This window comes from Absicoccus intestinalis (assembly GCF_033971885.1).
GTDB lineage: Bacteria > Bacillota_I > Bacilli_A > Erysipelotrichales > Erysipelotrichaceae > Absicoccus > Absicoccus intestinalis.
In genome coordinates this window covers 1-12,793 of sequence record NZ_JALBUS010000021.1, presented here as the reverse complement: position 1 = coordinate 12,793, position 12,793 = coordinate 1, and the positions used below count along the sequence as shown (strand labels likewise).

The following is a 12,793-nucleotide window of genomic DNA, read 5'->3' as shown; positions in this document are numbered from 1 at the left end:
TCGCTTCTTTCTATCTTTCAATTGTAAACATACGATCTTTTTGGCTCATATCTTTATGAATCGTGATTTTTGCATCCGGAAAATATTCTCTTGCCAAGGCCGATAAGGCTGGGCCTTGATTCCATCCCATCTCAAAAGCTAAAAAAGCATGTTCCTTTAATACTTGATGGGCTTTATCAAATACATCGCGATAAAATTTTAAGCCATCTTCCCCACCAAATAAGGCAACGTGTGGTTCATAGTTGATAACACTTTTTTCCATTTTTTCTTCATTGGGAATATATGGTGGATTACAAACCAAGATATCACAGGATAGATTTCGTTCAATAAAGGGATCTAACATATTGCCACAAATAAAGTTCACATGTGCCCCTAAGGTATCGTTATTCTCTTTTGCGACAACCAATGCCTTTTTGGAAATATCCGATGCGATCACATTCATCTTGGGTTCTTCTAAGTTTAATGTGATGCCAATCGCACCCGATCCGGTTGCGACATCGAATACTTGGACCTGCTCTTGATCGCCAAAATGCGTATCAAAGAGTTGGAGCACAAGAGCGACCAATTCTTCCGTTTCAGGTCGTGGAATCAATACATCTTCATTGACTTTAAAGTTATAGCCATAAAAACATTCATAGCCAAGGACATAGCTTAATGGTTCGCCTTGTTCCATCAAATGAATACCTTCCAAATAATCGGTTTGGATCTCTTCAGGAATTTCTTCATCCATCTGACTATATAAGTCAATATGTGCATTTTGACACAACTCGAGCATATAAAGCATGGCGGCTTGCTCCCCTTGCCCCGCTTTATATAAGCGTTCTTTTCCTTCATGGATCAAAGAATGAAATGTCATTCGCCTTTTTCTCCTGCTATTTTTGCTTGTTGATCAGCTGCTGCTAAAGCTTGCATCAAATCTTCTAAACGACCATCCATGATACGATCCAATTGATTGACGGTATAACCAATGCGATGATCGGTCACTCGATTTTGTGGATAGTTATAAGTACGAATTTTTTCTGCTCGATCTCCCGTACCAATTTTTGACATACGAACCTTATCGTTCTTTTCTTCGAGTTCGCGTTGATGCGCTTCGTATACACGAGCACGAATGGTCATCAATGCGGTAGCACGGTTTTCATGTTGGGATCGTCCATCTTGACATTTCACAACGATACCTGTTGGTTTATGAAGGATACGAACGGCTGAATCCGTCTTATTGATGTGCTGACCACCAGCCCCACTCGATCGCATCGTATCGATTTCGAGATCGTTCATATCGATTTCGAAGTCTTCTTCTTCAATTTCTGGCATACATAAAACCGTGGCTGTCGATGTATGAATACGTCCTTGAGATTCGGTCTTTGGGACACGTTGAACCCGATGACTACCACTTTCAAACTTTAAGGTTCCATAGGCACCATCCCCATTGACTTTAAAAGAGATCAAACTATAGCCACCTGCTTCACTGGGTTCCGATTCAATGACTTCGGTACGCCATCCTTTTTGTTCACAATATTTGACATACATACGATACAAGTCACCCGCAAAGATGTTTCCTTCATCGCCACCGGCAGCACCACGAATTTCGATGATACAGTTATGCGAATCATTCGGATCTTTTGGCACTAATAATTTTTCCAATTGATCCAAGTACTCTTGGATTTTTGGTTCTAATTCTTCTACTTCCATTTGTGCCATTTCGCGAATTTCTTTATCGTCTTCTTTCGCTAATTCTTTGGCTTCAGCCAAATCTTCTTTGGTTTTCTTATATTCTTGATATGTTTCCACAATAGGCGTCAATTCACGTTGTTCACGGCCTAGCTTTGCCATTGTCTTTCGATCAGAGACAATTTTATTGTCCATCATCATTTCATTGATTTCGTTATAACGCTTTACCATACCGTCTAAACGGTCTTCCATTTTTGCCATATGATTCATCCTCTCAACCCTAATAATATATCATGATTGCCCTATAAATGACACTCTTATTCATTTTTGATAAAATATGTATATGCGAAAAATACAACGTTCTCAAATCATTTTGGTCCTTTGTTTTGCGATAATGGTAGGGATCTTTCTCGGTTTCAAATTCACCGAGTCGGGTACCTATCAGTTGGTTTCTTATCAAAATGGCAACCTTCAAATCCAAGATACGTATCATCATTTTTGGTTAGCGAAAAATGCTTTGGCCACGAGTAATGACAGAAACTTGTGCATCATGGATGAACAAGGAAATATCCTTGCGTTAAAAGAGGGATTGGTCAATCTTCATACCAAGGCCATCACGGAAAATACATCGTACACGATCGATGGTACCGATGAAAAGGGATATATCAATGGACAATATGGTGCCGATGCCCTTTATTTAGGAGCCAATTCAGATGGTTCAAAGATCTTATGTATGATCAGTGGTGTGCGTGCTTGGTTTGATCGTAAAGATGTGGTCTTATATCCCTATTCCAATCAAGTGCATGGCTCATATTATACGATCCAAGGCAATTCACTCCATCATACCATTTCTTTAAGCGTGACCGATTCCCAATCGGTTACGTATGCGATTGGTCCAAAACCTGATGGGCTCCAAGAAAATACCATGTATTATTCCTATGATGGACATTGGTTTTATGATTCTTTTGATGAATTGTCCGACGATATGCAGCTGGAAAGCCATGATCATGCCATCAATACAAAAGCATACTACAACCCTTACCAATTTATGCCCCATCGATCGATGACTTCTTTATCGGCTACTGATTTTAATGCTTTTTTAGAAAAAAAACAACGGACCCACTCCTTGTTGTATGATCAAGGTGAAACATTTTTATCCGCACAAAAGAAATATGGAATCAATGCAGCAATGGTTTTTGCCCTGGCTTGTAATGAAAGTGCATATGGTCAAAGTGCCATTGCCAAATCAACCAATAATTTGTTTGGTCATGCTGCCTATGATTCGAATCCCAATGCTGCAACCACCTATGCAAGTATTGCCGATTGTATTCAAGTCCATGATGTTGATTTTATCCAAAAGGGATATGCCAATCCAAAAGATTCTCGTTATCATGGTTCTTGGTTTGGGGATAAGAGCACGGGGATCAATGTGCAATATGCGTCCGATCCATATTGGGGAGAAAAAGCTGCTTCGATTTATTATCAACTCGAACCGAACATCAAAAACAAGCCATCCACTTGGATCTGTACCCAAGACATTTCCGTATATGATAAGCCTAATGGACATGTTTTATATACCTATTCCAAGAAAACGATCATGAGTGTCATTATCAAAAAACAAGCGCATGGATGGACCCAAATTGCTTCGGAAGTGCCCATTAAAAATGGGGCGATCAATATAAATGGTACCTATCAAAACGATAGCGCCTATATAGAAGGAGATTAATATGTATACAGATAGTCATTGCCATATTACTTGTGATGATTTATATGAAAGAATCGATGAAGTATTGGAAAATATGAAAGACGTATCCAGAGCCATGATCATGTGTACTTCAGAAGAAGAGTTCTTACGTGCTTTGCCTATAAAGGCGCAACATAAAAAATTTAAAATTGCTTGGGGATGGTTTTGCGATGATGCGAAAGACATCACAGAGCTTCATTTTCAAAAACTGGAACAAGCTATTTCCAATCATCAAATCGATTGTGTTGGTGAAATTGGTCTGGATTATCATTGGGATACCTCTTTTATTGAGGATCAAAAGCGAATCTTTATTCGTCAGATTCAGATAGCAAATGATGCGCACTTGCCGATTTCAATCCATATGCGTGATGCTACCAAAGATTGTTTAGACATTTTACGCACCTATGCCCAAACAAAGATCATTTTTCATTGTTTTTCTGGTTCGGTGGAAACGATGAAGGAATGCTTGCAAATGAATAGTTTTATTTCTTTAGGAGGGCCGGTGACCTTTAAGAATGCCAAGAAAGCGAAAAAAGTAGCGATAGCTTGTCCTTTGGATCGTTTATTAAGTGAAACGGATTGTCCATATATGTGTCCCGAACCGTTTCGTGGTCGCCAAAATGAACCTATGTATGTCAAATATGTAGAAAAAAAGATCGGTGAATTGAAACAACTCGATGAAGACATTGTTTGTTCACAGATCCAAAAAAATTTTGATTCTTTATTTTAAAGTGGCATACGCATCAGGTTTATTCCCAACAATGATCCTATCTTCACTGATCACGATGGGACGTTTGACCAACATACCATCACTGGCCAATAATTCAATCAATTGATCATCACTATAGGTTTTTCTTTTCGTTTTGACATCCAACTGACGATAGAGTTGGCCACTTGTATTGAATAGTTGTTTCAGGCTCACTCCACGATCGATCCAACTCTTGATCTCATCAACGGTTGGATTTTCTTTTGTGATGTCGCGATATTGCGCGTGGATGCCTAGTTCTTCTAAGGTCTGATAGGCTTTTTTACAAGTTGAACACTTTGGATAGCCAATAAAAGTAATCTTAGTCATGCATGAAAGGCTTATTCAAAGCATCGGACAGTGACGTGTTATTTTCTACCGCACTGACTAAGCGAGCTAATAATGGAGCAACGGATAAAACTTTCATTTCTGGGAATGCTTTTTGGTGTTCTGTTTGATCAATGGTATTGGTACATACAAACTCTTCCAGTCCAGTTGCACGCAAACGTTCGACAGCCGGTCCAGATAAGATGGCATGGGAACAAGTCACAAAGACTTTGGTTGCCCCGTGATCTTTTAACATTTGGACACCTGAAGCAATGGTTCCACCTGTATCGACCATATCATCAATGATGATCGCAACCTTGCCTTTTACATCACCAATTAAATTCATGGCAACAGCCACATTTGGTTTGGGACGACGTTTATCAATAATTGCGATTGGCGCATGAAGAACTTCAGCTAATTTACGAGCACGTACAGCACCGCCATGATCCGGTGATACCACAACTAGATCACTCAGATCTTTTCGTGATTCAAAATATTCACCAATCAATCGATTCGCAGCAATATCATCGGCTGGAATATCAAAGAAACCTTGAATTTGTGTAGCATGGAGATCAATCGTAACCACACGATCTGCACCGGCACGTTCCAATAAGGATGCAACCAATTTGGCACTGATTGGTTGACGAGGTGCTGCTTTACGATCTTGTCGTGCATATCCGTAATATGGAATGATGGCATTGATCGTTTTCGCACTGGCACGTTTACAAGCATCGATCGCAATCAATAATTCCATTAAGTTATCATTGACTGGATCATTGGTACTTTGAACAAGATAAACGTGTTTTCCACGAATGGATTCTTTTGGTGTCACTAAAATTTCTTTATCAGCAAAATGATTGATACTAATATTTCCAAGTGGTAAGTTTAATTCCTGACAAATTTCTGAAGCTAATTGTTTGCTTGATGATAATGCGAATACAACTGTGTTTTCCATGAATGTTTCCTTCCTATTTTTCTTGTCCCTTTGTGATGTGTTCATTCTCAAATCGTCCAAAACTATGTAATCGACAATCCTGATCAACTTGACAATTGGTGATCGTTGTCATAGGGCCAATTTTGGCATTTTGATCAATTTGTGAAGAGGTAATGATACTGGTATCGACAGTTACACCATCTTGGATCGTTGTATCAACGATTCGTGAATGGGAACGAATAAGGACATGATTTCCAATTGTTGTCTGTCCCGTAATTTCTACATCTGGATAGATGATCACATCGTGACCTATCTTTACATCTTTACCTATCATTGTACGTTTTGGGTCAATGATCTGTACACCCTGAGCCAACCAATATGAATTGATATGATTGGTCATCCACGTATAGGCACGATACAATTCCTTGCAGTCGTTGATACCCATCACTTCTTCACGATTTTCAATAACCAACCCATTCACTGTTTTTCCTTGATGGGATAAGATCGATATCAAATCGGTCAAATAATATTCATGTTGTGCATTGTTTGGCTTTAATTGATCTAAGGAAGCAAATAAATCTTGGTTTTTAAAACAATAAATCCCAGCATTGATTTCTTTGATCTTCAATTGTTCCGAATCGCAATCCTTTGCTTCAACGATACCAATCACATGATTGGATCGATCACGTACAATTCGACCATAAGCACCTGCATCTTCTAAGACTGCGGTACATAAAGTAGCCGAAGCCGTTTCATTGGCTTGGAACAATTTTTCCAATGTTTCCGGTTGGATACATGGTCCATCTCCATTGATGATGATCGTATCGCCTGTTTCATTCGCTAATTGCTGACATTGCATGACGGCATGTCCAGTTCCTAATTGAGGTTCTTGTAAAGCAAATTCCACATCGTTGAAAGCCGCTTCAATCGTTTGTGCTTGATAGCCTACCACCACCACAATTCGTTTTACCTGAACGGCACGTAATGCATCAATAATATAGGCTAGCATCGGTCGATCGATAATGGAATGCATCACCTTCGATTGGGATGATCTCATTCGTGTTCCTTTGCCAGCTGCCAATATAATGGCATTGCGCATATCCTTACCACCTAACTTTCATACATCATACATTCTATACAATAATCGTCATTCAAGCAAATTAAAAAAGACTAGCCTTTCTAAGAAAGACTTAGTCTAGTGCATTTAATTGTTGCTGCAAAGCACTGATTTGTGAATTTAAAGAATCCACGGTCGCTTGAGCCGTTGCTTGATTACTTTGATACGTTGCCAAATCATTTTGTAGACTTGTATATTGTGTTTGTAGATCGGTATATTCACTTGAAGTCTGTGCATCACTGAGTTTCTTTTGTGCTTCCGTTAATTGTGTTTCTAAAGAAGAGGTATCTTCCCCTTCCCCGGCATTGGCAATTTCTTGTTGCAGATTGGTCACTTCGGTTTGATATTGTTTGATCTTGGCTTGATACGAACTGATTTTCGTTTGAACATCACTCATATCCGATTGCGTATCTTTTATTTTTGATGTCGCATCATCCAGATCCGATTGAGCTTGGCTCAATTGCGATTGTAACTGTGAAATTTGAGAACGCAATTTTGCTTTTTGTTCCGCTGATTTCACATTGTTATTTTTCGAACTACTCTTTTTCTTTGCTTTCGCCGATTTCAACAAAGTATTAAAATCTTTTCCCGTTGCTTTTTCCAAAATACCATCAATCGTTTTCTTTTCGGAACTGGTCAATTTATCATAGATATTTTCATAAGTTGTGATATCTAATTTTTCACTACTACTTAGATCACCATATCCTTTGACCCAATTCAATAATCTTTGATATCCCGACGTATGCGTTTGCGTTTGTTCTGAAGTTTGTTGAAGTAAACCAAAAATCGAACCCGTAGTCGCTAAATTGACACAACCAACAATGACCAAAACACCAACCAAAGCCGCAATGATCCCAATGATCTTCTTATCTTGTTTTTTATGATTGATTGCCTTTTTTGGTTTTTTATTCGATGTTACGACTTTTCTTTCTAATTTTAGACCCGACGTATTTTGAGCCGTTTGTTGACGCATGATCGTTTGGATCTTTTGATCATCAATGACGACCGTATCATTCGTTTCTGGTTTTACTTGTTCAATTTTTTCCGGATCAAAAACAGTTGTTTTCCCACCAGCAGATGTCGGTTGAATGACTTTTGTTTCCGCTAAATGACGACTGTCCGTTTCCCCTTTTTGGACATGTACTGGCGGTATGACGACTGTATCTGCTGTAGATTCCATCTTTTTTGGTTTTTCATTGATTTCCTCTTGTTGGCTACGTTCTACACGAGAAATCTTGTCTTTCTTTGCTTTAAATGCATGCATTTTCCGCTCTAACGTATCATCATTTTCAATGGAATCCAACAAATCGGAAATTTCATCACGTCTTGTCATGCTTGTCTCCCCTTTTTACCAAGTATTTTACCAAATCCAAGGTGCATTTGCCACCTCGTTTGGTTGTTGTGAAGCCATCCATAAAGGATGTGCCGATATTATAAACACTTTAGAAGTCGAAAGTAAAGTGCAAGCTTTAGATAATGTGGCTCCTGTTGTGCAAACATCATCCACCAACAAAATCGGTTTATTGGGCATCCAGTAACAACTTTTTAATTGTAGGACATCTTGAATCTCTTGTCGTTTTGCTTTGGGTTGATTGGATTGTTTGATGTTGGCCGTTTTATACAAGGGAGAATATACATCTATGCCCGTATTTCGAAACACTTCCAAAATGGGTTCAAAACCACGATTCAGCCGTTTTTGTTCACTGCTTGGCATCGCACATACACAATAAGATCGTAAATCCACATCTTCATCCGCTAAAAAAAGGGAGGCTAAGACAATATCTTTTTGTTCTTTCAATTGAAACCATAATCGCTCTAAAAAATCCGTATAGACATACAATACGTACCAATGGATGCCATCGATCTTATATACTTTCTTTACTTTCTGCATCGCTTGCGCACAACTTTGACATAGACATGGAATATCCATAAATTGCCGATTCAATTCGATGGGTCTTTGACAGACTTGGCAAACTGGTTCATCTGGGATAGTTGTTTGATACATTCTTTGATAGATTTGGTTGAAGATCGACATAAACAAAGTCCCTTTCCGGTAGGATCTTGAAAACTGCGGCCTACTCGTCCAAAGATTTGGATCAGACTTGCACTCGTAAAGACAATATGATCTGCACGATACACAATAACTTGTACACGGGGTACAGTAATCCCTCGTTCTAATAGCGTGGTGCAAATCAAAACTTGAAATTTTCCTTCCCGAAAAGCCTGCATGATTTCATCTTTATCCGTTTTTGACGAATACACATAGGAACAAGAGAAGATAGGAGATAGAAAGAGATAAAAGAAAAAGGCAATTTGTTTGGTGGGTACAAATAATAAAATTTGTTTTGGTTGCCATTTGAAACAATAATACACCACAAGGATCCATTGGATCCCTATCGGTCTTTCTATGACCTTTGGTATGATCAATGGATGTTTATGCGGACGCTCAAACAAAGTGATCTGTTCCATTTTATGCATGGCGATTTGTTTTAAGCTCTTTTCATCGGGGGTTGCACTCAATAAAAGCTTTTGTCCTTTACACGCACCATCTGCGATGGCTTCTAAAACGGCATTGCCAACATAAGGAAAAGCATCCACTTCATCCATGATCAATAGATCAAAGGCTTGATAATAGCGATAGAGTTGATGCATCGTACAAACAATGATGTCTCCATCGGTAATGGTTGTATATCCTTGGCAAACCGCAATCACATGAAGATTGGCAAAAGCTTCTTCCAAACGCTGTCGAATTTCCAATACAACTTGCCTTCGACTGATCGCAAAACCTACCTTTTTCCCACAAGATAAATAATAACGAATCGATTCAAACGTAATTTCGGTTTTACCTGCACCTGTTGCCGCATAAAGAAATACATCTTTTCCAGCACATAAATAAGTCAATACTTGCGAGGATGCTTTTTTTTGAGCCGGTGTCAGTTCATATTTCAAATGATACGTACCGGTATAGAAAAAAGTATGTAACGTAACAGGGGCAAGGGGCGTATCTGCTTCTAAACGCGAAAAGGCAATACATTTTCGACAATAGTACACCCCATGATCGAGTACAAAATATTTTGGATCTGTATTTTTACATCGGTAACATTTCATATACTCTAATACGAAAAGGCACAAAAAAAGGTCAATTTTCATTGACCTTTTGGGATAGGGGGGGGTTCCACTATCTATTTTAAACCATATTTCTTATTAAATTTCTCGATACGTCCTTGGGCAGCCGCAAAACGTTGACGACCTGTATAGAATGGATGACAATTCGAGCAAGTATCTACTCGCAATACGTCTCCTTTGATCGTTGATCCCGTTTCAAATTCTGCACCACAAGATGTACATACACATTTAACCTTATGGTAATTTGGATGAATTCCTTTTTTCATGTTCGTTCCTCCTTCCGCCTTAAACCTCCTGCGTGTTTAAAGTAAGGCACGTTGATTATATCAATGCCCTATGAAAAATTCAAGCACAAATTCCTTGTTCGTTGTATACTGAATCCATGAATAAAGTATTCGGTCATTTAAGAACGATCAATCGACATAAGATCAAGGTCACTCAACTTTGTTTTCGATGTCATCTCTATAAACAAGGTATTCTACATGATTTAAGCAAATATTCGTACATTGAACTCAAAACAGGCTTTCATTATTATCAAGGATTTCGTTCGCCCATCGATGCTGAAAAAGAAGAAAAAGGGTATTCTTTAGGTTGGTTGCATCACAAGGGGCGCAATAAACATCATTGGGAATATTGGATCGATGTCGGTGCAAATGGTCTCTATGCTTGTAAGATGCCAGAAAATTATGTAGTGGAGATGTTTTGTGATCGGGTAGCCGCCAGTATGATCTATCAAGGTAATGCCTATACGGATCGTAGTGCCCTAGACTACTATATCCAAGGTCGAAACCGCATCTTGATCCATGAAGAAACAGATCGTTTGATCATTCATTTATTGACCTATCTTGCCGATCATGGATTGGATGCAACCATTGCTTATATTGTTGCGCATAAGAAAAGCGGATTCAAATTTGATATTTGATCCGCTTCTTTTTTTATTCTACCGTGACCGATTTCGCAAGGTTACGTGGTTTATCGACATCGCGGCCTTTTTCAACCGCTGCATAATAGGCAAATAACTGCAATAAGATCGTGACTGGAATGACGGCCAACAATGGATGTACATCCGGAATACGAATGACATATTTAAATTTTGGTGCTGGCTGATCCTTCGTTGTGATCAAGATCACATTGGCACCACGAGCCATGGTCTCTTCGATATTAGAAATCGTTTTAGCGGCTACTTCTGGTTGGGTTGCCATCGCAATCACAACGGTATCTTTTTCAATCAAGGCAATGGCACCATGCTTCAATTCGCCGGCAAAGTAAGCATCGGCATGGACATAAGAGACTTCTTTTAATTTTAATGCTCCTTCCAATACACTGACATAATCCAATTGACGACCAATAAAGTATGCATCTTCCTGATTTTTTAAGAAAGCCGCATATTGTTTCATCAATTCATGTTTATCCAACATTTCACTGACCACTTCTGGCATTCGTTTTAAGCCTTCCAACAATTCTGCTTTACAATCTACCGTGGTATGACGTAATTCCGCCATTTTTAAGATCAATAAAGTAACCAATGCCAATTGCGTGGTAAACGCTTTTGTGGAAGCGACGGCAATTTCTGGTCCCGCACATGTATATAAAGTTACATCACTGGCCCGTGAAATAGACGAGCCCAATACATTGACGATGGAAATCGTTTGTGCCCCTTTTTCCTTGGACATCTTCAAAGCCGCTAAAGTATCTGCGGTTTCACCAGATTGGGAAATATATACACACAATGTCTTATCATCAATATGTGGATCGCTGTATCTAAATTCACTGGCAGCGACACAAATCGAAGGCACATCGATCCATTTTTGGAATAGCGAATTGGCATAGATACCTGCATGCCAAGCTGTACCACACGCAACAAAATATACTCGATTGATCTTTTCAAGATCTAATTTTTCTAAGTCTTCCAAATGAATTTTTTCTTTTTCAACACGTCCACGTAAAGTTTCACGAATAGCTTCTGGTTGTTCATAAATTTCTTTCAACATGAACGTATCGTATCCACCTTTTTGTGCGGCTTCAATATCATAAGGAATATGCGTCCATTTCGCATCCACCGATTCGCCTTCAAATGAATATACCGAAATATCGCTTGGTGTTAATTTGGCCATTTGACCATCTTCCAAAATTAAGACATCTTTTGTATATTCCAAGATGGCAGGAATATCCGAAGCTGCAAATGTACCATTTTCCGATTTTCCTAAAACCATTGGACTGGCAGTTTTGGCAACATAAACGGTATCTGGTTCATCCGTTGTTAAAATACAAATCGCAAAGCTTCCATCCAATTGATTGACCGTTTTCTTCATGGCTTCTAACATATTTCCATCATAGTAGTAATCCAATAAATGAACGATCACTTCACTATCGGTTTCGGATTGAAATTTATATCCTTTCGCTTTTAGATCCGCTTTGATTCCTTCATAATTTTCAATGATCCCATTATGAACGATCGAAATGGTATTGGCAGCATTGGTATGCGGATGTGAATTCAATTGCGATGGCACCCCATGCGTAGCCCAACGGGTATGGCCAATCCCTGTTGTCTGATGGAAAGAAGGTACATCCAACATACCTTCTAGATCTTTCAATCTTCCTTTGGCTTTTTTTGTGTATAGCCCCTGGTCATCCACTAAAGTAATACCAGCCGAATCATATCCACGATACTCTAACTTTTCCAAACCACTCAACAAAATAGGTAAAGCTGCATCTTTACCGGTAAAAGCTGTAATTCCACACATGTACAATATCCTCCTTATTATGTGTTGATCATGGAGGATACCCAAGGAATTTGTTCAAACGTCACCGCTTGGTTTTGTCCTTGTTTTTAGGTCGTATCAACCTCCAGGCCATCCGCCGAATCTTTCGATAAGCCTGGTCCTCGTCAACTAGATTTCTAGTCCTGGCGCTCTACTATTCTTTCTCCACGATATTCTCCATTATAATGATTTTTCATAAAAATTAAATACTTCTTATGAATTTCACAAAATATTCACATAATAAAAACCACTAATAAAAATTAGTGGTATTGAATGCCCTATAAGGGCCTGTTGTTGCGCAGGTCCTTCGACCATTGAAACCTCGCCAGTCGCAACCCCGTTACATGCTGCCTCTAAAAGAGGCGTG

The 12,793-nt window shown here is 39.0% G+C and carries 13 protein-coding genes; 3 read left to right on the top strand and 10 right to left on the bottom strand.

The window, feature by feature from the left end:
* Window positions 1–10: 10 nt before the first annotated feature.
* Both prmC and prfA read right to left on the bottom strand, forming a co-directional pair.
* Window positions 11–856, bottom strand: a complete 846-nt coding sequence (gene prmC / locus MOZ64_RS10370) for a peptide chain release factor N(5)-glutamine methyltransferase (RefSeq protein ID WP_320326482.1) — start codon at window positions 854–856, stop codon at window positions 11–13.
* Window positions 853–1,932, bottom strand: a complete 1,080-nt coding sequence (gene prfA / locus MOZ64_RS10365) for a peptide chain release factor 1 (RefSeq protein WP_320326481.1) — start codon at window positions 1,930–1,932, stop codon at window positions 853–855. Before prfA ends, prmC begins: the two co-directional genes overlap by 4 nt.
* Window positions 1,933–2,014: 82 nt before the next feature.
* Between prfA and MOZ64_RS10360 the strand changes: the two genes are divergently transcribed.
* Window positions 2,015–3,397 carry a glucosaminidase domain-containing protein gene (locus MOZ64_RS10360; protein ID WP_320326480.1) on the top strand — a complete coding sequence of 461 codons (1,383 nt, stop codon included), beginning with the start codon at window positions 2,015–2,017 and terminating at the stop codon, window positions 3,395–3,397.
* A gap of 1 nt (window position 3,398) precedes the next feature.
* Window positions 3,399–4,145 (top strand): TatD family hydrolase, encoded by a 747-nt coding sequence (locus MOZ64_RS10355; RefSeq protein WP_320326479.1) that lies wholly within the window; start codon window positions 3,399–3,401, stop codon window positions 4,143–4,145.
* On the opposite strand, the gene MOZ64_RS10350 is transcribed toward MOZ64_RS10355, so the two are convergent.
* The 7 genes from MOZ64_RS10350 to rpmE form a co-directional block, all read right to left on the bottom strand.
* Entirely contained in the window at window positions 4,137–4,490 is a 354-nt protein-coding gene (locus tag MOZ64_RS10350) for a Spx/MgsR family RNA polymerase-binding regulatory protein (RefSeq protein WP_320326478.1), read from the bottom strand. The genes MOZ64_RS10355 and MOZ64_RS10350 overlap by 9 nt on opposite strands.
* Window positions 4,483–5,442: a ribose-phosphate diphosphokinase gene (locus tag MOZ64_RS10345; RefSeq protein ID WP_320326477.1), complete on the bottom strand. Its 960-nt coding sequence runs from the start codon at window positions 5,440–5,442 to the stop codon at window positions 4,483–4,485. Before MOZ64_RS10345 ends, MOZ64_RS10350 begins: the two co-directional genes overlap by 8 nt.
* Window positions 5,443–5,455: 13 nt before the next feature.
* Window positions 5,456–6,520, bottom strand: a complete 1,065-nt coding sequence (locus tag MOZ64_RS10340; RefSeq protein ID WP_320326476.1) for an NTP transferase domain-containing protein — start codon at window positions 6,518–6,520, stop codon at window positions 5,456–5,458.
* Window positions 6,521–6,611: 91 nt separating this feature from the next.
* Window positions 6,612–7,871, bottom strand: coding sequence for a hypothetical protein (locus MOZ64_RS10335; protein WP_320326475.1), 1,260 nt, complete (start codon window positions 7,869–7,871; stop codon window positions 6,612–6,614).
* A gap of 27 nt (window positions 7,872–7,898) precedes the next feature.
* Window positions 7,899–8,573: a hypothetical protein gene (locus MOZ64_RS10330; RefSeq protein ID WP_320326474.1), complete on the bottom strand. Its 675-nt coding sequence runs from the start codon at window positions 8,571–8,573 to the stop codon at window positions 7,899–7,901.
* Window positions 8,480–9,646 carry a helicase-related protein gene (locus tag MOZ64_RS10325; RefSeq protein WP_320326473.1) on the bottom strand — a complete coding sequence of 389 codons (1,167 nt, stop codon included), beginning with the start codon at window positions 9,644–9,646 and terminating at the stop codon, window positions 8,480–8,482. Before MOZ64_RS10325 ends, MOZ64_RS10330 begins: the two co-directional genes overlap by 94 nt.
* Window positions 9,647–9,720: 74 nt before the next feature.
* Window positions 9,721–9,930, bottom strand: coding sequence for a 50S ribosomal protein L31 (gene rpmE / locus MOZ64_RS10320; RefSeq protein ID WP_128520443.1), 210 nt, complete (start codon window positions 9,928–9,930; stop codon window positions 9,721–9,723).
* A 116-nt stretch (window positions 9,931–10,046) separates the two neighbouring features.
* On the opposite strand from rpmE, the gene MOZ64_RS10315 reads away from it, so the two are divergent.
* A complete protein-coding gene (locus MOZ64_RS10315; protein WP_320326472.1) occupies window positions 10,047–10,586 on the top strand; it encodes a DUF5662 family protein in 540 nt (179 codons plus the stop codon).
* 13 nt (window positions 10,587–10,599) lie between these two features.
* Here the strand turns inward: MOZ64_RS10315 and glmS are convergent, their stop codons facing one another.
* The gene (glmS, locus tag MOZ64_RS10310) at window positions 10,600–12,408 is read right to left on the bottom strand and encodes a glutamine--fructose-6-phosphate transaminase (isomerizing) (RefSeq protein WP_320326471.1); all 1,809 of its coding nucleotides are present in this window, start codon (window positions 12,406–12,408) and stop codon (window positions 10,600–10,602) included.
* Between the last annotated feature and the right edge of the window lie 385 nt (window positions 12,409–12,793).